This is a genomic window from Devosia sp. A369, assembly GCF_054489345.1.
Map to the genome: position 1 here is coordinate 332,661 of NZ_JBTMWV010000001.1, position 20,099 is coordinate 352,759.

Consider the following 20,099-nt stretch of genomic DNA (forward strand, 5'->3'; position numbering starts at 1 on the left):
AAGTCGCTCCCGACTTTGCTCGTCGACCGCAGATCTATCGGCATGATGAATTGCCCGTCGAGCAGCAGTCCCGCTGCCGTCACTCGCTGTCAGATGGCGTACCGCGCATTTTCTTGACGTCCGACCGCACCGATTTGGCCACCAGCCGCCGGCGTTTGGAGGCCAGCGTCGGGCGGGTGGCGACGCGGAATTTGGGCACCACCGCCCCCTCCTGCAACAGCGCCACCAGCCGCGCCTGCGCATCGGCCCGGTTCATTGGCTGGTCGCGGTGCGAATTGGCGGTGATCACCAGCACGCCGGCCTTGCTCAGCCGCTTGCCGGCCAGCGCGGCGACGCGCCGCTTCATCGCCTCGGGAATATTGGGGGAATTGACCAGGTCGAAGCGCAGTTGCACCGCGCTCGACACCTTGTTGACATTCTGCCCGCCCGGCCCGGCCGAGCGCACGAACGTTTCCTCCAGCTCGGACACGTCAATGGAAATGCGCGGGGTAATGACGATTGGGTCAGCCATGCCCCGCTCCTGCTAGCTTCTGAGACGTCCGGCGAAGATAATCTCACCTTCGTGGATGGTCAGGCCCTTGATGGTTGCCCGGTATTTGCCCGGCAGACCTTCGGCGGGCACGACCCAGCCCTTCTTGAGCATACCGGCGAACACCTTTTCGCCGATATCCTTGAAGTCGCCGGGGCCCATGGCATTGTCCTCACCCAGATGGGTGAGGGCTTTGATTTCGCGATTGGAAGGACGTTGCGGCACGGCTCAGGCCACCTTGGCCTTGAGGTCGGGCGGGGTCGCTTCGGCCATGAGCGCCACCAGGGCATCCATGAACGGCTCGACCTTCTGCCCCTCGGTGCCAAGACGGCGCACCGACACGGTGCCCTCCTCGGCCTCGCGCTTGCCGACGACGAACATCAGCGGCGTCTTGCCGACCGAATGCTCGCGCACCTTGTAGTTGATCTTCTCGTTGCGCATGTCGAGTTCGGCGCGGATACCGGCCGCCTTGAGCTGGGCGACCAGCTTGCCGGCATAGTCATCCGCCTCGGAGACGATGGTCGCGACCACGACCTGGGTCGGGGCCAGCCACATCGGCATCTTGCCGGCATAGTTCTCAATCATCATGCCGATGAAGCGTTCCAGCGACCCCAGGATCGCCCGGTGCAGCATCACCGCATACTGGCGCGAGCCGTCTTCCGCGACATAGGTCGCATCCAGCCGCTCGGGCAGCACGTAGTCGAGCTGCAGCGTTCCCACCTGCCAGGAACGGCCAATGGCGTCCTTGAGGTGGAATTCCAGCTTGGGTGCATAGAACGCGCCCTCGCCCTCGGCAATCTCGAAGTTATAGCCGGTGGCGCGCAGCGCATCGCCCAGCGCCTTTTCCGCCGCATCCCAGCGCTCGATGGTGCCGCCAAAATTTTCCGGGCGGGTCGCCAGTTTGATGACCACATTGTCGAAGCCCATATGGGCATAGACCGAATACAGCAGATGCACGAAATGCTCGGTCTCGGACTGGATCTGGTCCTCGCGGCAGAAGATATGCGCGTCGTCCTGGGTCATCTGGCGCACGCGCATCAGCCCATGCAGCGCGCCATGCGCTTCATTGCGGTGGCAGCAACCAAATTCTGCCATCCGCAGAGGCAGATCGCGGTAAGATTTAATGCCCTGATTGAAGATCTGGATATGGGCTGGGCAGTTCATCGGCTTGAGCGCCATCAGGTCGCCCTTGCCGCTCAGCACCGGACCTTCTTCTTCCGTCCCCGGCACTTCGTCCGGCACCACGAACATGTTTTCGCGATACTTGCCCCAGTGGCCCGAGGCCTCCCAGAACTTGGAGCTCATCAGCTGCGGGGTTTTCACCTCGACATAGCCCGACGAATTCAACCGGCGACGGATATAGGTCTCCATCTGGTTGTACAGCACATAGCCCTTGGCGTGCCAGAACACCGACCCCTGCGCTTCCGGCTGGAAGTGATAGAGGTCCATTTCCTGGCCGATCTTGCGATGGTCGCGCTTTTCGGCTTCGGCCACCATATGCAGATACGCGTCCAGCTCTTCGCGCGTGGCGAAGGCCGTGCCGTAAATGCGGCTCAGCACCGGATTATTGCTGTCGCCGCGCCAATAGGCGCCGGCCACCTTGGTCAGCTTGAACGCAGCGCCGACATCCTTGACCGAGCGCATATGCGGGCCACGGCACAGATCGATCCACTGGCCCTGCTTATACATCTTGAGCGATTGGTCAGCCGGAATCGCATCGACCAGCTCCACCTTGAAATTCTCGCCACGCGCGGCAAAAAATTCCTTGGCCTGGTCGCGGCTCCAGATTTCCTTGGTGAAGGCGGCGCCACGATCGATGATCTCAGCCATCTTCTTTTCGATGGCGGGGAAATCTTCCTCGGAGAAGGGCTCGTCGCGCTTGAAGTCGTAATAAAAACCGTTCTCGATCACCGGACCGATAGTGACCTGCGTCGTCGGCCACAGTTCCTGCACCGCTTCGGCCAGCACGTGCGCCGCATCGTGGCGGATCAGCTCCAGCGCATCCTTGGAGCCGCTGTCGCGCGTCACGAATTCAATTTTGCCGTCGGTCTCCAGCGCATCGCTAAGATCGCTGAGCACACCGTTCCAGCGCATGGCCACGGTCTTCTTGGCCAGGCTCTTGGAGATGCCTTCGACGATGGTGGTCCCAGTGGTGCCACGCGCATAGTCGCGAGCTGCACCGTCGGGAAACGTCACCTTGATCGTCATTTTTTAGCACTCCAAAATCGGCCAGAAGCGGCCAAGCGGCTTGTCTAGCACGCTTTCCGCGCAATTCCAGCCGCTCTGGGCTGCAAAAAGGTGACGCCATAACGCGAAAGCCGCAGTCGACACCCTCCCCCTTGCGGGGAGGGATCAAGGGTGGGGGTAGTTTGGCCCCAATCATCGGGGCTCTCGCCCCCCCTCCTAGCCTCCCTCGTCAAGGGGGAGGTATCCTCCGGTGGGTGGGCCTACTTCCACCGCCCATAACGCCACGGCCGATACCACCGCGCCACCGCCGGCAGCGCCTCGGGCACCGGATCATAGCCATGCGTCCCGCCCGGTCGACAGCGCACAATCCGCGCCAATCCCATCCAACCGCCCGGCCAGAAGCCGAATTTCCAGATCGCGTTGCCGGTATATTCCGAGCAGCTCGGCGCATGCCGGCAGTTCCGCCCGATAAACGCCGAGATCGTATAGCGGTAGAGCGTGATCAGCCCCACCGCGACAAATTTGAACGGCAGATCCACCACCTGCCAGAACAGCGCAATGACTCGATCCATCAGCGAACCGCCGCAACCGATTCTGCGGATTCGATTTTTTCCAGCGCCTCAACCACCGCATCAAACACCAGCAGCGTCGACATATGCCGCGCCCGATAGTCGCGCACCGGCTCCAGAAACCGCAGATCGTCCCATTTTCCCGTCGGCGGCGGTCCATCCTGCTTGAGCATGGCGTGCATCTGCTCGCGCAGCTGGCGAAACTCGCCCACCGGTGTGCCGACAATCTCGCGCGCCACCACCGCCGCCGAGGTCTGCCCCAGCGCACAGGCCGACACTTCGTGGCCATAGGCAGCGATAATCCCGTCCCGCACCACCAGGTCGACATCGATGGCCGAACCGCAGACCCGGCTCACCTTGCGCGCACTGGCACCGGGCTCCGCCAGACGTCCCGGCGAACGGGCATTTCCGGCCAGATCGAGGATCTTCTGGGAATAGAGATCGCTTAGTTCCATAAAACGCACAATTCTGTTTCTTGTCGGCCTCGCCTCGGCCCCTTATATAGGGGCTCCAGAGCGGGCCGCCACGCACAGTAACACGGCCTTGAGGAACCAATCCACGCTTGGCGCATCCAATGCGCATGAGAGCGAAAAGGAACCGCCAATGGACGCCCGCGTCAACCCGCTGAACGGCTTGCCCGTCGAGACCACCACGCCCCGCCGGCCCAGCCAGGCCGAGGCCGAGGCCGCAGTGCGCACCTTGATCGCCTGGGCCGGTGACGATCCGAGCCGCGAGGGCCTGCTGGAGACCCCCGCCCGCGTCGCTCGCGCCTATGGCGAATTCTATGCCGGCTACGAGCAGGACGCCGAAACCGTGCTGTCCAAGACCTTCAAGGAAGTCGGCGGCTACGACGATATCGTGCTGATCAAGGACATCCCGTTCAGCTCGCATTGCGAGCATCACATGGTGCCCTTCGTCGGCAAGGCGCATATCGCCTATCTGCCCCATGATGGCGTGGTCGGTCTGTCCAAGCTGGCGCGGCTGGTGGAAGTCTTCGCCCGGCGCCTGCAGACCCAGGAAAACCTCACCGCGCAGATCGTCGACTCGATCAATGAGCATCTGGGTCCGCGCGGCGCGGCGGTGCTGCTCGAAGCCGAGCATATGTGCATGTCGATGCGCGGTGTGCATTCGCACGGCGCCTCCACCATCACCCATCGCTTCACCGGCGTCTTTGCCGAGGACCGGGTGGAACAGGATCGCTTCTTTGCCCTGATCGGCAAGCGCTGACTGGATCAACGCAGCGGCTGGGGCTAAAAGGCGGCATGACCCTGACCTTCACCGACCCAGCCGCCCTCACCCACGACCAGCTTGAAGAAGGCACTGCCTTCGCACCGCGCTTTGACGCGGCCGGCCTCGTCACCGTGGTGACCATTGAAGCCGGCAGCAATGACGTGCTGATGCTGGCGCATATGAACGCCGAAGCGCTATCGCTGACGCTGGAGACTGGCATCGCCCATTACTGGTCGCGCTCGCGCGGCAAGCTCTGGAAAAAGGGCGAAACTTCCGGCGAACTCCAGCAAGTGGTCGAACTCCGCACAGACTGCGACCAGGACGCCATCGTGATGCTGGTCAACCAGACCGGCCGCGGCGCCGCCTGCCATACCGGCCGCAAAACCTGCTTCTACCGCCGCACGGTGACCGTAGATGGGACCGTGATACTCGAAGATCGCGGCCTGCCGAAGCTGTTCGACCCGGCTGACGTTTACAAGAGCTGAGGCCCTCCTCAGCTCTCCCGCTCGAACAGCCCCACCATCATGATGCCGGCGAAAAACCCGCCCAGATGCGCCTGCCAGGCCACGGCCATCTCCACGCCGGTCACCAGCGGCAGCAGCGGCACGGCGGCATTCAGCACGATCCAGATCAGCGTAAAAAATCGCGCCCGGCTGTCGCGCCACAGCTCGCCAAACGAGGCCAGCCGGCGCCCGACCACCCTGCGCTCGCCGGTATCGGGATTCGTCGCCACGATCACCGGCTGGAAGATGAAGCGAATCGCCGCGCCGGTCAGCCCGGCCACGCCACCAGAGGCGCCGATCAGGTAAGAGCCTGAATACAGCGTTGTCGCCGCGAACAGGGCCGCCCCGGCCGCCGCCGAAATAAAGAAAATCGCCAGCATCGGCCCTGCCCCGTAACGCCGCGCCACCGGCGTCGCGAAAATCGCGAACCAGGCGACATTGACCAGCAGATGCTCCCACCCGCCATGCAGCAGGGCATGGGTGAACGGCGTCCAGATCAGCGGCACCGCCAGCGCCAGATCCTCCGCTGCCGCCAGGATGCGCAGCGGCTGGAAGGCGAACCAGAACACCAGCTGCAGCTGCCCGGCAGGGTTAAGAATCAGGGTTGCCGCCAGGTGAACAGCCACCAGCAGGCCAATCACCGCTGTTACCGCTCCCGGCAGCAGGAATACCGGCTCGCGCCCCGGCCCTTGGGGATTTGCTGGTACCCGGTCTTGTTCATTCATCACTTCGCTCCGACTCGCCGACGCCCTGCGCCTTACACTCTTCTTTTCCACACCGGCCCGCCGCCGTTAACCTTAACTATCCTTTAAGAGCGCTTTTGCCTTCCCGTTTTGCCAATGTCTGATTTGCGGCGGCCGCGTTCCAACCAGGAGCGACCGCGAGGGTTGGCGGGTCAGACACTATGCAAAAGACGAGCACCAGAACGCTCTACGATTACTGGAACTCCATTCGGGGCGCCCGCAGCGCACCCGACCGCAAGGATATCGACCCCACGCGCATCCGCGAGGCCCTGGCCAACACCTTCATTCTCGAACTCGACGAGAGCGAGAAATTCTCCTTCCGCCTCGCCGGCAGCCATCTGTGCACCAGCTATTGCCGCGAACTCAAGGGCCGTTCGTTCTCGGGACTGTGGCATGAGCGCGACAACGATGCGATGGAAACCCTGATCCGCGCCGTCACCGAGGATCATGCCGTCGCGCTGGTAACCTTCCAGGGCAGCACCGCCGTGCACACCAAGGTCACCTTCGAAACCATCCTGATGCCGCTGCGCCACAATGGCTCGACCCACACCCGCCTGCTCGGCGCCATGACCGCGCTGGACGAGCCCTATTGGCTCGGCGTGCAGCCCATCATGGAGCAGCGCATCACCGGCCTGCGCCTGATCTGGCCCGACGATGTCGCGTTTGAGGATTCGGTGCGCGAAGTCGCCACCAATGTCGGCAGCGACCTGGCGTTTTCCAGTGCCAACGCCCCGGCAGCGATTCCCGCCGTGGTCTATGGCCGCTCCGCCCGCCGCTATGCCCACCTCGCGGTGATCGATGGCGGCCGACAGTAAGTATTTCCTCTAGTTAATAGGCACAATTTGCGCCGCTTTGGTGTGCGCAAATCCACGGATGGCAATACTTTGCGTTAACCAAGACCGGTTAGCTTGTTGTGGAAACACAATAGGCTGCATTGGTCAGGCGAATGCTCAGCGACGACCTTCCTTCCCCGCAATTCATTGCCCCGATCCGCACCCGTGCCGAGTCGAGCAGGTATCAGCGCGTGCAGGTTTCTGTGCTCGGCCGCTACATGCTGGCCGACCGGCGCGAGTTTCCATGCCAGATTCTGGAGATGTCGCCCGGCGATGCCGTGGTGATCGCGCCGGTGGCCGGCGTGGCGGGCGAAAAGGTCATTGCCTATGTCGACCATATCGGTCGCATCGAAGGCACCCTGCTCAATCAGATGGAAGGCGGCTTCCTGATGGATATAGCCGCCTCGCCGCGCAAGCGCGACAAGATGGCGGCCCAGCTGACCTGGCTGGCCAATAAGGACATCCTCAACCTGCCCGAGGATCGCCGCCACGAACGCGTGGTGCCCGATATCCGCCATTCCACCGTCGTGCTCGACGATGGCCGGCGCTACAATTGCAAGATCATCGACATTTCCCTGTCCGGCGCCGCCATCGAACTCGATGTCCGCCCGGCCATGGGCACGCCGGTCACCCTGGGCCGCATGCGCGCCCGGGTCGTCCGCCATTTCCAGAATGGCGTGGCGGTCGAGTTCGCCTCCGCCCAGGAAATGCTGACCGTCATCCAGCAGAATCTGCGCATGAACTGACGCCACGCGCAGCCGTGAGTGGTGCGGTCGCGCCAACCTGTTTATGCTGCCATCATGACCGCAAGCCTGCTTCGCGCCTCGTCACTGGCGACCATCGCCGCCACCCTGCTTTCGTTTGGCTCCCCCCAGGGCGCCTTTGCCGACGGCCGTGGCGACTGGAACGGCTACGCCTGGCAGCAGATCAAGGTCGCCAGCTGCGCCGCCGTGGGGACCACGCTGGCTTGCCCGCCCTACCACCAGAAATGGGACTGGAAGCGCGACCAGTGGGTCGACATCGCCATCACGCTCGATCTCGCCACCGGCACGCTCCGCCTCACCCAGCAGCTCACCGATAATGATCCGCGTGACGATGACCATGTCTGCGTCACCGCGCTGGCGGTCGATGACGGTGGCCGGGACGTGGTTGCCCACCATCAGAACTGGCATATGAAATCGGGCACCACGCGCGAGGCCGCCTTCAGCTACGCCAGCGACCAACTGGCCAGCGTCACCGCCATCCATATCGGCTCCAAGCAATGCCGTGACGGCGCAAATCAGGACGACGCGCTCTATGCCCGTGTCCTCGCTGGAATCCCTTCCTGAGCCCCAGCAGCCAAGCCCTTGGCCTGCATGGTTAATTCTTCCAAAATACAATCGATAAAACACGCATAAAAACTGCGTGGTAGTTTTCGGACCGGCGCAAGTCGGCCCCCCTAACGTGGTCTCCATCAGGGAGATCACACAAATGCACACCAACAAAAAGGCACTGGGAGCCGCGCTTATCGGGGCCTTTATGGCACTCGCTGCGCTCACCGGTTCGGCACAGGCGCTCGACGTCACCAACGTCGCCTTCGTGCAGACCGCTGGCGGCACCACCAGCATCCCCGTTGGCCATGCCGAATTCTGCGCCAGCCGTCCCGACGAATGCCGCGCCAATCCCAATCCGGTGACCGCAGTGTCGCTGAACGAGGGCCTCTGGCAGCAGCTGCTCAACGTCAATGCCGGCGTCAACCAGAGCGTTGTCCCGGTCACCGACCAGGACCTCTATCAGGTCGCCGAATTCTGGACCTATCCGAACGGCTATGGCGATTGTGAAGATTATGCCCTGGCCAAGCGCCGCGAGCTGATCAATGCCGGCTGGCCTGCCAGCACGCTGCTGATGGCCGTGGTCAAGCAGGCCAATGGCGAAGGTCATGCCGTACTGATGGTCCGCACCGATCGCGGTGACCTCGTGCTCGACAACCAGGTCGGCTCGATCGACCTGTGGCACAGCACGCCCTACCAGTACATCAAGCGCCAGTCGCAGGCCGATTCCGGCAAATGGGTCGACATGATCGACAACCGCGAGATCGTCGTGGCCACGGCAGCCATCAACTAGCGCCAACCGCGGAGCGAAGGAATCCAGGGCAGGCCGAGTCGAAAATGGCGGCCTTCGAGAACCGGAGCGGAGCGTACATCGGTACGTGAGCACCGGAAGCGCAGTAGGCCGGTATTTGCAGACCGGCCTCCCCTGGATACCGAGCTCTGAGAGTTTCCAGACCCCGCCCCAAGCCTATCCCTGATAGGGGTCTGATGAATGAGGCCAGCTTCGCAATCCGAAGCTGGCCTCATTGCTTTGGCCTTGCGCCATAGTCGGGTGACGTCCGACGGCGCATTGGGCCAGCAGCGTTCCTGGGAAACGGCCGCTTAGAAACGGATGGCGACGTAGGCGCCGACGAATAACAGCCCGGTGACGAAGGCCCAGCCAAAGGCCACTACCGCCGAAACCAGCGCCGAAGTCATGGAAATGGTGCCGTCCTCTTCATGCTGCCAGCCCAGCTGCAGCATGATGTAAGGGCCGCAGATGAAGCTCATCGCCAGATTGCCCATGGAGGTGACGAAACTCCGGCCATCATAGCGCAACATCGCCTGTTGCCTTGCGAGCCACTGGTAAAGATGGGTCCCCGCCCCCGCCACGCAGAGACCAACGCCAATCAGAAAACCCGCCAGCAGCAATTCCTTGGTCATGCCCATCATCCCCGCTGCCGATATCCAGACGCATTACGCGCCCTTATTAACCGTTCATTAAGCATATTGGCCGCTTGATGACCTGTCACGTCCCCTCGGCGAAACTGGTTAATGCTGGAGATGAGTTCGCAATCGGCCCTGGCCGACCGCCATCAGGCCCGCGCGTCGCTTGCCTATAACCTCGCCGGTATCGGCGTTCTGGTGCTACTGCTGGCGGTGGGATCGGCCTATCTGATCGACCAGCTCGGCCGCGCCAACGCCGCGACAGCCCCCTCGCTCACCGATCCAGATCCGATTGTGCAGACGCTGTCGGGGCATGAATTATCCATCCCTACCGCCTGGTTCCGCTATGGCGAACAATTGCGCGACGGCTTCACCAGCCAGATCGACCTGCGCATCCAGTTCGCCCCCGACGCGGCGCGCCCGGCGCTGCCGGTCGACATCACCCTGCTGCCGCGCAGCCGCGCCCGCACCAGCGCCAGCCTGCTCGACAGTGTCTATCTGCACCAGTTCGGCCCGGACATGCTCAGCGGCGTCCCCGGCCTCGTCGGCAAGCCGATGCAGTCCGGCAACGGCTATGCTGGCGAAAGCGTCTGGTATGACGCGATCGCTCCCAATCCGTTCGTGGCGAAATGTCTTGAGCCGGTTGCGACCGACGGCGCCGCGCAATGCGTCCGCACCGTCTATCTCTCCAGCGGCATCGCGGCGATCTACACCTTCGACGCCGCCATCCTGCAATCCTGGCGTCAGTTCGATAGTGAAATGGAACGCTGGCTGGCGCCCATCGGCGCCTGGTAGCCAGGGCGCTTAAGCACAAAAAACGCGGTGTCATCCCGGCCTTGAGCCGGGACCCATCCTGAGATGGCTTCAACGGCATGATCTGGGGATGGGCCCCGGCTCAAGGGCCGGGGTGACATCGTGGTGGTACCGCCAGATGATGGCGGCAAAATCTGGCTTACTCGACGTCTTCCAGATCGATATCGAGGATCGACATGTTGAAGATGTAGGACTTGTCGCCGTCCTCGTCGTCGGCATGGATCAGCCCGATCGATTCATCCCCAATGAACACCTCGACGGAATCGTTGAGCTTATGGCGCGGACGCACGTCGATATTCTTGTTGTTGAACTTCAGCTGCAGGAACTTCTGCAGTTTGATGATCTCGGGATGGTTCACTGTCGATGTCCTGCTGATTTGCGTTGAGCCGGCAATCTAGTCACCCTCGCCCCGCATACAACCCCTGAACGATGGCATTTTAACGGTGACAACCGCCAGCCCGGGCTTGCCCGCTTGCGAAGCCAACCGGGTCAGGGCGAGCCGAAAATGAGCCTACTCTAAAGTACGTGAGCACCGAAAGCGCAGAAGCCGGCCATTTGCAGGCCGTCCTCACTCAGTTGGCGAAGCCACATCATACACCAGCACCATCTGGTCCATCACCAGTGCCGGCTGCGCACAGCCCGCTTCGCCGATGACCTTGGCCGGAACGCCGGCCACCGTCACCCGCGGCGGCACTTCCTTGAGCACCACCGAACCGGCCCCGATGCGCGAGCACTCGCCGATGATGATATTGCCCAGCACCTTGGCCCCGGCCCCGATCAGCACGCCATTGCCGATCTTGGGGTGGCGGTCCTGATCCGATTTGCCGGTGCCGCCCAGCGTCACATTCTGCAGCATCGACACATTGTCGCCGACCACCGCCGTCTCGCCGATCACCAGCCCGGTGCCGTGATCGAGCATGATGCCCCGACCGATCCGGACCGCCGGATTGATATCGACCTGGAACACCTGGCTGGCGCGGCTCTGCAGATAGAGCGCGAAATCCCGCCGCCCGGCCTTGAACATGGCATGGGCAAAGCGATGCGTCTGGATCGCCTGATAGCCCTTGAAGAACAGCAGCGGCTCGATCGCCCGATGGCAGGCCGGGTCGCGTTCCAGCGTTGCCGCCAGATCCGCCCGCGCAAAATCCCCGATTTCGGGAGCGTCGATCAGCGTCTCGGCAAAGGCCTGCCGAATGAGGTCGGCGGAGACGTCGTCGTGATCGAGTCGCGCCGCCAGACGATGCGCCAGCGCCGCTTCGAAACTGTCGTGATTGAGAATCGCGGAAACCGCCATACCGGCCAGCGACGGTTCATCCGCCACGATCTGGCGCGCGCCAGCCCGCACCGCATCCCAGACGGGATCGAGCGACTTGATTTCCAGTGACTTCTTGACGCTCGTGGACATGGTGCGTCTCCGCTTCATCGACAAACACCGATATAAGCCATGTGATGCTCCAAGACAAAGCCTTGACGCATTATTTGCGTTATTTTTGCCTCTAGGCAGCGAATGTCCTGCTCAGAAACGCCAATGCGGCGGTCTTGAACGCCTTGTCGCCGGTGGCCCGCATATGGTCGCGCTTGGGAATGACGAAGGCTTCGGCCTGCGGCATGAGCTCGGCCAGCGGCTCGGGCGCTCCGGCCATCACGTCGGCCTCGCCGACCGCCACGAGCACCGGCACCGCGATGCGCCGCACATCCGCCCGCGCCATCGGCTGGCGCGAGGTTTCCATGCAGGCGGCCAGCGCCTCCCGGTCAGCGCCGGTATGGTCGGCAAAAATGCGGAACTGGCGGGCCGTGGGATGGGTCAGCCCCTCCAGCGACGGCGCCAGCAGCCCGGCGATAATGTCATTGCTGTCGCTCAGCCCGTTGAGCAGATTCATCCCCATGCCGCCGAAAATGGCGCAGGCAACCCGCTCCTCATGCTCGAACGCCATGAAGGCAGCGATTCGCGCGCCCATCGAATAGCCCAGCACCGCCGCCCGTTCGATTCCCAGATGATCGAGCAAGGCCACGGCGTCATTCGCCATGTCGCGGGGATAGTAGCGCTCCGGATCATAGGGCTTGTCCGATCCGCCATGTCCGCGATTGTCCAGCACGACGGCGCGGTAGCCGGCATCGACCAGCGTCTCGACCCAGCCGGTGTCGATCCAGTTGACCTTGCCGCTGGAGGCGAAGCCATGGATGCACAACACCGGCGTCCCCTCGCCAAACGATTCATAGGCCAGCGTCAAACCGTCGGACTGAAAAACGGGCAATTTCGAAAATCCTGTTGCTAGGCAGCAAACCACCAGAAAATCACAAGAAAGCTGACAGAAAACTGCCAGCCTGCTTGCAGCATGCTGCAAGTTCCCGATCGGGTTTTGAACCTTCCAATCGCCCCGTCCTTGGCATATGGTCCGGCAAAATCAAACAGGTCTTTTCTCCATGGCTCACGGCACCACGCCCCATTTCCACAACACCGAAGGTCTCCGCCAGATCGAGGTCGGGTCCAAGGAATTTAAGTGCGTCGGCGCCCTGCCCCCGTTTGACCATCCCCATATCTATATCGACATGGGCAAGGACAATGAGGCGGTTTGCCCTTATTGTTCAACGCATTACGTGTTCAATTCGCGTCTGGCCGCCGGCACCGCCAACCCGCTTTCCGCCCTGTTCCACGACGCCGCTTAAGTCCGGGCCATGCCCGGCAAAGGCCGCACTTTCTATATTGCCGGCGCTGGTATCGCCGGGCTGACGCTCGCCCTGACGCTCGCCAAATTCGGCGCGAAAGTCGTGGTACTGGAGCGCAGCGCAACTCTCTCCGAATTCGGCGCCGGCCTGCAGATCAGCCCCAATGCCCGCCGCATTCTCGACCGCCTCGGCCTCGAAAAAGCCCTTACCGCCCAAAGCCTTGAGCCGGTCGGCATCGACATCATCCCCTACCGCCGCCACACTCCGCTGGTGACGCTGGAACTGGGCGATATCATCCGCGAACGCTTCGGCGCCCCCTATGCCGTGATGCACCGCGCCGACCTCGCCGACATCCTCCACACAGCCTGCCGGCGCTTCGCCAATATCGACATCCTGTTCGGCGTTCGGTCCTGGGACGTGGTGTCGCATGCAAGCGGCGTCACCATCTCGATCAACGAAGCCAATGGCCAGACCCGCAATGGCCGCGGCCACGCTTTCATCGGTGCCGATGGTGTCCACTCCCACACCCGCATCGCCCTGCTCGGCGGCCCAGCGGCGCAGTACCGCCAGCGCGTCGCCTGGCGGACGCTGCTGCCCTTCGACTTCGTCGCCGGACAGCTCGCGCTGGACCGGGTTTCCGTGCTGTTCGGCCCCGCCTACCACATGGTCTGCTATCCCCTGCCGCACCGTCGGCAGGTCAATCTGGCGCTATTCGCCAAGGTCCCGCAGGCCACCGCCGACCTCGGCACCAGCCCCATGCTGCCGGGCGCACCCAACCACAGCCCACGCATCGACGTATTGCTCTCCGCCGCCGGAGACAGCTGGACTCCCTGGCCGCTCTACACCGTGGACGCTCCCAAATGGCATGAAGGCAATGTCGGCATCATTGGCGACGCGGCCCATGCCATGGTGCCATTCCAGGCCCAGGGCGCGGCCATGGGCATCGAAGATGCGGCCGTTCTGGCGCCCCTACTGGTGGCAGAGCCAAGCGCCGCGACAGCCTTCGAGAAATACGAGCAGATCCGCCGCCGCCGCGTCACCCGCGTGGCCCGGATCTCCGCCAGCAATGGCCGCATTTTCCACCTGCCCTGGCCCTTGAGCAGCGCCCGCAATCTGGTGATTGCGGCTGGGGGGCCCCGTGCTCATCTGCGCCGGCTGGCCTGGCTTTACGGTCACGACGCCCAGCCGCCGGCTGCGGCCAAACCCGGTTCGCATTGACCCCGTTCGAGCGCCTTTGGCGCATTCCGATGGAACCTTGCCCCACCCTCCGGCCTTGCGTTGGAAGGTCCGCCTGTGTCAACTGCCCGGCATCATTGAGCCCGGTCGAAACTTCAGAAGGTTAGCGCCCCAGTATGCAAGCAGCGACCCGCTCACGCCTGACTCTCACCTGCATTCTGGTGACGATCCTGCTTGATATGATCGGTGTCGGCATCATCGTGCCGGTACTCCCCGAACTGCTGGAAGATTTGACCGGCGGCAGCGTTGCCGACGCCGCCGTGATCGGCGGTTATCTGGTCTTCGCCTATGCCTTCATGCAGTTCGTGTTCTCGCCGGTGCTGGGCAATCTGTCCGACCGTTTCGGCCGTCGCCCGGTGCTGCTGTGCTCCCTGCTGGGCCTCACCTTCGATTACCTGATGATGTCGATTGCCCCGGTGGTCTGGTATCTGTTCATCGGCCGCATCATCGCCGGTATCGCTGGCGCTGCCGTGGCCACCGCCACCGCCTACATGGCCGACATCACCCCGCCGCATAAGCGCACCCACCGCTTCGGCCTGATCGGCGCCGCCTTCGGGCTCGGCTTCATCATCGGCCCGGTGATCGGGGGCGAACTCGGTGAGTTCGGCCCCCGCGTGCCGTTCTTTGCCGCAGCGGGCCTGGCCTTCGCCAATTTCCTGTTTGGCCTCTTGGTGCTGCCCGAGAGCCTGCCCAAGACCTCGCGCCGCAAATTCGACATCCGCCGCGCCAACCCCTTCGGCGCCGTCGCCGCCTTGCGCAAATATCCAGTGGTATTGTGGCTGCTGGCGATCCTGTTCGCCTTCTCGCTGGCCGCGCAGTCACTGCCGTCGGTTTACAGCTATTTCACGGTGGAAGTGTTCCAGTTCACCTCCTCCAATATCGGCCGTTCGCTGGGCGCCTTCGGCATCGGCTTTGCCATCTGTCAGGCCTTTCTGGTCGGTCCCATGGTCAAGCGTCTGGGCGAAACGCCGGTGGTTTTCATCGGCCTGCTGGCCGCCATCGTGGCCTTTGCCGGCGTCGCCTTCACCGATGAGGTGTTCTACCTCTATCTGTTCATCATGGTGGGCGCCGTCAGCGGCCTCGCCGCTCCTGCCATCAATGGCGTGCTGTCGCGCCAGGTGCCCGACAATGCCCAGGGCGAATTGCAGGGCGCCGTCAACGCCGCCAATTCGCTGGCGACCATTATCGGTCCGCTCGCCGCCACACAGATTTTTTCCTATTTCACCAGTTCACCCAGCTCGCCGGGCTACTTCCCCGGCGCGCCATTCCTCGCCGCCTCCATCTCGGTAGTGGTCGCCCTGGTGCTGTTCGCGGCGGCGGCGTGGCGGTTCGAACTCAGCCACCGCCCCTCCATCGCCAATAAGCCGATCGTGCCGGATATGGCACCACCCGGCCAGATCAGGGTTCCCCCGATAGATGACGACGAAGATGCAGATACGCCCAGCCGCTGACGCCGATCACCCTGCCATCCTCGCCATCGTCACCCCGGTGCTGGCGGCCGGCGACACCTACGCTATTGCCCGTGATCTCGACGCGGCTGGGGTCAGCGCCTACTGGTTCGCCCCCAGCCACGAGGTGTTTGTAGCCGAAGAAGACGGCGTCATCCTGGGCACCTATTATGTGATGGCCAACCAGCAGGGCGGCGGCGCCCATGTTGCCAATTGCGGCTACATGACCGCGCCGGCCGCGCAGGGCAAGGGCGTAGCCCGCGCCATGTGTGAACACTCGCTGGTCCGCGCCAAGGAACGTGGTTTCCGCGCCATGCAGTTCAATCACGTGGTGTCGAGCAACACCCGCGCCGTGGCGCTGTGGCAGAAGCTGGGCTTCGACATCGTCGGCACCCTGCCCTTGGCCTTCAATCATCCCGTCCACGGCTATGTGGACAGCTACGTGATGTTCCGCTCTCTCTAATTTCTTTACCTTGTGGCCAACAAACGCCACGCTGCCGATCAACTCGTGGAACCGTTCATCGCACTTTTACCAGCGGCGTCCGACACAGGGGCAATTGCTACGCCCCGAGTCCCACTGATGCAGACCGTCCTCGAAACCCTGTTTTACCAGCATAATCTTGGCCTGGTCGCGCTTGCCGCCCTGATCTGTGCTCTCTCTTCCTTCGCCGGCGTGAGCTTGCTCAGCCATGCCCGCAAATCCTCCGGTCCAACACAGAAGATCTGGCTCGCCGTTGCGGCCGTCTCGGTCGGGTTCGGCATCTGGGCTACCCATTTTGTTGCCATGTTGTCCTTCTCGGCCGGCATGCCGACCGGCTACGAAATCGGCAGGACGCTGCTGTCACTGCTGATCGCCATTGCCATCGTTGGCGGCGGCTTCTGGTGGGCTGTCCTGGGCACTCGGCGCTCCGACAGCGCCCTGGGCGGCGCCATCGCCGGCATCGGCATCGCGGCCATGCATTATGTCGGCATGTCTGCCCTGCAGATCGGTGGCGATATCGCCTGGGACAGTGCCCTCGTCTCGTCCTCGCTGGTGCTCGGTATTTCGCTGGGCGCACTGGCGCTCTATGTCGGCTCCCATCGCCCCGGCCTGCGCTGGCGTCTGGCCGGTGCCGGCATCCTGACCCTGGCGATCTGCTCGATGCACTTCACCGGCATGGGCGCCGCCGGCTTCGACAATTGCTACCCCATCGTCAGCGCCACCGACGCCACCCCGGAAAACCTCTCCATCGGTGTCGCCCTCGCCAGCATCCTGATCCTGGTGGCCGCCCTGGGCGGGCTCTATCTCGACCTGCGCGAGCAGCGCCGCAGCGTCCTTGAAGGCGACCGCATGCGGGGCCTGGCCGATGCCGCCGTCGAAGGCCTGCTGGTTTGTGACGACCAGGCCATCGTGACCGTCAATGCCAGCTTTCTCGAGCTGGTCGACCGTCACGGCTCCGACCTCAGCGGCGAGCCGCTATCGCGCTTTTTCGGCCTCAGCACCTGCGCCAATCTCGCGGCACGCCCCGGCGTTTCCATCGAAGCCGATCTCATGGTCGGTGACCACAAATCCATCCCGGTGGAAGTCATCCTGCGGCAGGTCGATTTCGGCGGCCGTCCGCATCACGCCATCGCCGTGCGCGATCTCAGCGCCCGTCGCCTGGCCGAGCAGCACATCCGCTTTCTGGCCCATCACGACGCACTGACCGGCCTGCCCAACCGCGCCAGCTTTGGTCGCCAACTCGATAGCGAGATTGCCCACGCCGCCCGCCAGGGCCAGAGCTTTGCCGTACTCTGCCTCGATCTCGACCGCTTCAAGGAGGTCAACGACCTGTTCGGCCATCCGGTCGGCGACGTGTTGCTGCAACGCGTGGCGCAGTCGCTGCAAAAATCCCTGTCCCCCGATTGCATCGCGGCTCGCCTCGGTGGCGATGAATTCGCCGTCATCATTCCCGACACCGGCAGCCCGGAACGGGCCGGTCGGGTCGCCGAAACCATCCTCGATGGCTTCCGCATTGCCAACAATGAGAGCCCCGAAAGCGCCGCCATCTCGGCCAGCATCGGCATCGCGCTCTATCCCGACGATGCGCTCGACGCCCAGCATTTGATGACCCATGCCGATACCGCGCTCTACCGCGCCAAGCATGACGGCCGCGGCATCTACCGCTTCTTCGAGGCCGAAATGGGCGTCAAGATCCGCGAGCGCCGCCTGCTGGAAAACGACCTGCGTCACGCCATTTCGCGCAACCAGTTGCGGCTGGTCTATCAGCCCCAGATCGACATCAAGAGCGGCGAAGTCAGCGGCTTCGAAGCCCTGGTGCGCTGGGAGCATCCGGTCAATGGCGACATCCCGCCCAGCGACTTCATTCCGATCGCCGAGGAAAGCGGGCTGATCCTGCAGATCGGCGAATGGGTCATGCGCAAGGCCTGTGCCGACGCAGCCCTATGGACGAACCCGCTCTCCATCGCCGTTAACGTCTCCGCCGTGCAGATGCAGAATGCCGGCCTGCCCGACATGATCATGCAGACGCTGCTTCAGACCGGCCTGTCGCCGGCGCGGCTCGAGATCGAGATCGAGATCACCGAGACGGCCCTGGTGCGCGACATCAAGCGCGCCATCCATAGTCTGCGCCAGATCAAGGCGCTCGGCGTGCGGGTCGCCATGGATGATTTCGGCACCGGCTATTCGTCGCTGGCCAATCTGCGGGCGTTTGCGTTCGACAAGATCAAGATCGACCGTTCATTTATCAAGTCGGTCGACAGCAACGAACAATCGGCCGCTATCGTCCGCGCCGTGCTGGGTCTTGGCGCCGGGCTCAACCTGCCGGTGGTGGCCGAAGGCATTGAACGGATCGAGGAATTGGACTTCCTGCGCGGCGAAACCTGTGCCGAGGCCCAGGGCTTCCTGCTCAGCCGCCCGGCCGATATCGACACCTTCTTGGCCATCACCAGCGGCGAAACCAGGAGCCTGCCCAGCGGTGATCCGCTGCTGCTCGATTTCAAGCGCGTCAGCTGACCAACGAAAAAGGGCCCCGCGATTGCGGGGCCCTTTTCCGTTATTGATGCTTCAACGCTTACTTGCCCAGCGTGCTGGGCCAGGTGCCGTGCAAATCGGTGCCGCGACCGACGATCTCGAAGCCATGCGCGCCGAAGAAGTCGCGCTGGCCCTGAATCAGATTGGCCGTGCCCTGGGCCTGGCGGTAGCTGTCGAAATAGCTCAGCGCAGCGGACAGACAGATCATCGGGAATTCGCCGACGGCGGCGGCAGCCACCACCTTGCGCAAGCTCGGATGGGCATCCTTCATCAGCGTCACGAAGTCCGGCACCACCAGCAGGTTGACATTGCCGCCCTTGGCATAGGCGGCCGACATCTGGTCGAGGAAGCGCGAGCGGATGATGCAGCCGGCGCGCCAGATCTTGGCGATGGTCGCCAGCGGCAGCGCCCAGCCATTTTCTTCCGAAGCCTTGGCGATCACCGCAAAGCCCTGTGCGTAGGACACGATCTTGCCGGCCAGCAGGGCCTTCTCGAGATCGGCCAGCGTCACATCGGTCTTGGCGCGGTTGGGCTTGCCATAGATGGCCTCAGCCGCCACGCGCTCATCCTTGCGCGACGAGATCGACCGGGCAGCGACGGCCCCTTCGATGGCCGTTGCCGGCACGCCCATCTGCTGCGCCACGATGGCGGACCAGACGCCAGTGCCCTTTTGCCCGGCCTTGTCGAGGATCAGGTCGACCAGCGGCTTGCCGCTCTGGTCATCGACGGCGGCCAGCACGTGGCCGGTGATTTCGATCAGATAGGAATTGAGCGGACCCTTGTTCCACTCCTTGAACACTTCGGCGCAAGCCGTCGGGTTCATGCCCAGGCCGTCGCGCATCACGCCATAGACTTCGGCGATCATCTGCATGTCGCCATATTCGATGCCGTTATGAATGGTCTTGACGAAGTGGCCAGCGCCGCCCTCGCCCAGATAGGCGCAGCAGCTTTCGCCGTCGAATTTGGCGGCGATGGCGGTCAGCACCGCTTCGGCATTGTGCCACTGTTCCTTGGAGCCGCCGACCATGATCGACGGACCATGGCGCGCGCCCTCTTCACCACCGGACACGCCGGCACCGAGATAGCCGATGCCCTTGGGGGTGAGGTAGTCGAAGCGCCTCTGGGTATCGGTGAACAGCGAATTGCCGCACTCGATGATGGCGTCGCCCTGTTCCAGATGCGGCAGCAGCTGCTCGATCATGTCGTCGACCGGCTTGCCGGCCTTGACCATGATGATGATCGAGCGCGGTGCCTTCACCGCAGCAACGAAATCGGCCAGCTCGTATTTGGGGATGGTCTTGCCGTCGAGACCCTGGGCCTTGGCTTCGGCCACGAATTCATCGATGCGGCCGGCAGAGCGATTATGGACCGCGATAGTATAGCCTTTTTCGGCAATGTTCAGGGCCAGATTGGAACCCATCACCGCCAGGCCGATCAGGCCGATATCCGCAGTCGACATACAAACGTCCTTCCGAGAATTCTATCGTCTTGTCCATGTCCGCAGTGCATGGCTTACGGTGGCGAACTGACCACAAACCTGACCACTACGGAAGTCGTATTTCGGGAATTTTTGGCCCGATGCAGCGCCTTGTA

23 protein-coding genes are annotated in these 20,099 nt (G+C 63.1%); 12 read left to right on the plus strand and 11 right to left on the minus strand.

Annotated elements, in window-relative coordinates:
- Positions 1 to 79 precede the first annotated feature (79 nt).
- The 5 genes from arfB to ACX3OZ_RS01700 all read right to left on the minus strand — a co-directional run bounded on the left by arfB (position 80) and on the right by ACX3OZ_RS01700 (position 3,740).
- Entirely contained in the window at positions 80 to 511 is a 432-nt protein-coding gene (gene arfB, locus ACX3OZ_RS01680; RefSeq protein ID WP_459095138.1) for an alternative ribosome rescue aminoacyl-tRNA hydrolase ArfB, read from the minus strand.
- Between the two features lie 12 nt (positions 512 to 523).
- Positions 524 to 754 (minus strand): hypothetical protein, encoded by a 231-nt coding sequence (locus ACX3OZ_RS01685; protein ID WP_459095137.1) that lies wholly within the window; start codon positions 752 to 754, stop codon positions 524 to 526.
- Positions 755 to 757: 3 nt separating this feature from the next.
- Positions 758 to 2,737 (minus strand): threonine--tRNA ligase, encoded by a 1,980-nt coding sequence (gene thrS / locus ACX3OZ_RS01690; protein ID WP_459103685.1) that lies wholly within the window; start codon positions 2,735 to 2,737, stop codon positions 758 to 760.
- A 239-nt stretch (positions 2,738 to 2,976) separates the two neighbouring features.
- The gene (gene yidD / locus ACX3OZ_RS01695) at positions 2,977 to 3,288 is read right to left on the minus strand and encodes a membrane protein insertion efficiency factor YidD (protein WP_459095135.1); all 312 of its coding nucleotides are present in this window, start codon (positions 3,286 to 3,288) and stop codon (positions 2,977 to 2,979) included.
- Entirely contained in the window at positions 3,288 to 3,740 is a 453-nt protein-coding gene (locus tag ACX3OZ_RS01700; RefSeq protein WP_459103686.1) for an iron-sulfur cluster assembly scaffold protein, read from the minus strand. The genes yidD and ACX3OZ_RS01700 overlap by 1 nt, the downstream gene beginning before the upstream one ends.
- A gap of 148 nt (positions 3,741 to 3,888) precedes the next feature.
- Between ACX3OZ_RS01700 and folE the strand changes: the two genes are divergently transcribed.
- Together folE and hisI are read left to right on the plus strand one after the other, a co-directional pair.
- Positions 3,889 to 4,512, plus strand: a complete 624-nt coding sequence (folE, locus tag ACX3OZ_RS01705; RefSeq protein WP_459095133.1) for a GTP cyclohydrolase I FolE — start codon at positions 3,889 to 3,891, stop codon at positions 4,510 to 4,512.
- Positions 4,513 to 4,547: 35 nt separating this feature from the next.
- The gene (gene hisI / locus ACX3OZ_RS01710) at positions 4,548 to 5,000 is read left to right on the plus strand and encodes a phosphoribosyl-AMP cyclohydrolase (protein WP_459095132.1); all 453 of its coding nucleotides are present in this window, start codon (positions 4,548 to 4,550) and stop codon (positions 4,998 to 5,000) included.
- A gap of 8 nt (positions 5,001 to 5,008) precedes the next feature.
- Here the strand turns inward: hisI and ACX3OZ_RS01715 are convergent, their stop codons facing one another.
- Entirely contained in the window at positions 5,009 to 5,743 is a 735-nt protein-coding gene (locus ACX3OZ_RS01715) for a rhomboid family intramembrane serine protease (RefSeq protein WP_459095131.1), read from the minus strand.
- A 179-nt stretch (positions 5,744 to 5,922) separates the two neighbouring features.
- On the opposite strand from ACX3OZ_RS01715, the gene ACX3OZ_RS01720 reads away from it, so the two are divergent.
- From ACX3OZ_RS01720 to ACX3OZ_RS01735, 4 genes are all read left to right on the plus strand, one after another.
- Positions 5,923 to 6,576: a PAS domain-containing protein gene (locus ACX3OZ_RS01720; protein WP_459095130.1), complete on the plus strand. Its 654-nt coding sequence runs from the start codon at positions 5,923 to 5,925 to the stop codon at positions 6,574 to 6,576.
- Positions 6,577 to 6,707: 131 nt separating this feature from the next.
- A complete protein-coding gene (locus ACX3OZ_RS01725; protein WP_459095129.1) occupies positions 6,708 to 7,340 on the plus strand; it encodes a PilZ domain-containing protein in 633 nt (210 codons plus the stop codon).
- A 54-nt stretch (positions 7,341 to 7,394) separates the two neighbouring features.
- On the plus strand, positions 7,395 to 7,922 hold the full coding sequence (locus ACX3OZ_RS01730; protein WP_459095128.1) for a hypothetical protein: 528 nt from the start codon (positions 7,395 to 7,397) through the stop codon (positions 7,920 to 7,922).
- 142 nt (positions 7,923 to 8,064) lie between these two features.
- Positions 8,065 to 8,697, plus strand: coding sequence for a transglutaminase-like cysteine peptidase (locus ACX3OZ_RS01735; protein ID WP_459103687.1), 633 nt, complete (start codon positions 8,065 to 8,067; stop codon positions 8,695 to 8,697).
- Between the two features lie 308 nt (positions 8,698 to 9,005).
- Here ACX3OZ_RS01735 and ACX3OZ_RS01740 read toward each other — a convergent pair whose 3' ends face one another.
- Positions 9,006 to 9,326, minus strand: coding sequence for a DUF6949 family protein (locus ACX3OZ_RS01740; protein WP_459095126.1), 321 nt, complete (start codon positions 9,324 to 9,326; stop codon positions 9,006 to 9,008).
- A gap of 120 nt (positions 9,327 to 9,446) precedes the next feature.
- On the opposite strand from ACX3OZ_RS01740, the gene ACX3OZ_RS01745 reads away from it, so the two are divergent.
- On the plus strand, positions 9,447 to 10,124 hold the full coding sequence (locus ACX3OZ_RS01745) for a hypothetical protein (protein WP_459095125.1): 678 nt from the start codon (positions 9,447 to 9,449) through the stop codon (positions 10,122 to 10,124).
- A gap of 157 nt (positions 10,125 to 10,281) precedes the next feature.
- On the opposite strand, the gene ACX3OZ_RS01750 is transcribed toward ACX3OZ_RS01745, so the two are convergent.
- The 3 genes from ACX3OZ_RS01750 to ACX3OZ_RS01760 form a co-directional block, all read right to left on the minus strand.
- Positions 10,282 to 10,500 (minus strand): DUF3126 family protein, encoded by a 219-nt coding sequence (locus ACX3OZ_RS01750; RefSeq protein ID WP_459095124.1) that lies wholly within the window; start codon positions 10,498 to 10,500, stop codon positions 10,282 to 10,284.
- 210 nt (positions 10,501 to 10,710) lie between these two features.
- The gene (gene cysE / locus ACX3OZ_RS01755) at positions 10,711 to 11,547 is read right to left on the minus strand and encodes a serine O-acetyltransferase (RefSeq protein WP_459095123.1); all 837 of its coding nucleotides are present in this window, start codon (positions 11,545 to 11,547) and stop codon (positions 10,711 to 10,713) included.
- Positions 11,548 to 11,638: 91 nt separating this feature from the next.
- Positions 11,639 to 12,397, minus strand: coding sequence for an alpha/beta fold hydrolase (locus tag ACX3OZ_RS01760; protein ID WP_459095122.1), 759 nt, complete (start codon positions 12,395 to 12,397; stop codon positions 11,639 to 11,641).
- Between the two features lie 169 nt (positions 12,398 to 12,566).
- Here ACX3OZ_RS01760 and ACX3OZ_RS01765 point away from each other — a divergent pair, with 169 nt between their 5' ends.
- From ACX3OZ_RS01765 to ACX3OZ_RS01785, 5 genes are all read left to right on the plus strand, one after another.
- Positions 12,567 to 12,809: a zinc-finger domain-containing protein gene (locus tag ACX3OZ_RS01765; RefSeq protein WP_459095121.1), complete on the plus strand. Its 243-nt coding sequence runs from the start codon at positions 12,567 to 12,569 to the stop codon at positions 12,807 to 12,809.
- 9 nt (positions 12,810 to 12,818) lie between these two features.
- Entirely contained in the window at positions 12,819 to 14,027 is a 1,209-nt protein-coding gene (locus ACX3OZ_RS01770; RefSeq protein ID WP_459103688.1) for an FAD-dependent monooxygenase, read from the plus strand.
- Between the two features lie 134 nt (positions 14,028 to 14,161).
- Positions 14,162 to 15,496 (plus strand): TCR/Tet family MFS transporter, encoded by a 1,335-nt coding sequence (locus ACX3OZ_RS01775; RefSeq protein ID WP_459095119.1) that lies wholly within the window; start codon positions 14,162 to 14,164, stop codon positions 15,494 to 15,496.
- A complete protein-coding gene (locus tag ACX3OZ_RS01780) occupies positions 15,474 to 15,956 on the plus strand; it encodes a GNAT family N-acetyltransferase (RefSeq protein WP_459095118.1) in 483 nt (160 codons plus the stop codon). The genes ACX3OZ_RS01775 and ACX3OZ_RS01780 overlap by 23 nt, the downstream gene beginning before the upstream one ends.
- A gap of 117 nt (positions 15,957 to 16,073) precedes the next feature.
- Positions 16,074 to 18,488, plus strand: coding sequence for an EAL domain-containing protein (locus tag ACX3OZ_RS01785; RefSeq protein WP_459103689.1), 2,415 nt, complete (start codon positions 16,074 to 16,076; stop codon positions 18,486 to 18,488).
- Positions 18,489 to 18,546: 58 nt separating this feature from the next.
- Here ACX3OZ_RS01785 and gndA read toward each other — a convergent pair whose 3' ends face one another.
- A complete protein-coding gene (gndA, locus tag ACX3OZ_RS01790) occupies positions 18,547 to 19,965 on the minus strand; it encodes an NADP-dependent phosphogluconate dehydrogenase (protein ID WP_459095116.1) in 1,419 nt (472 codons plus the stop codon).
- Positions 19,966 to 20,099 lie beyond the last annotated feature (134 nt).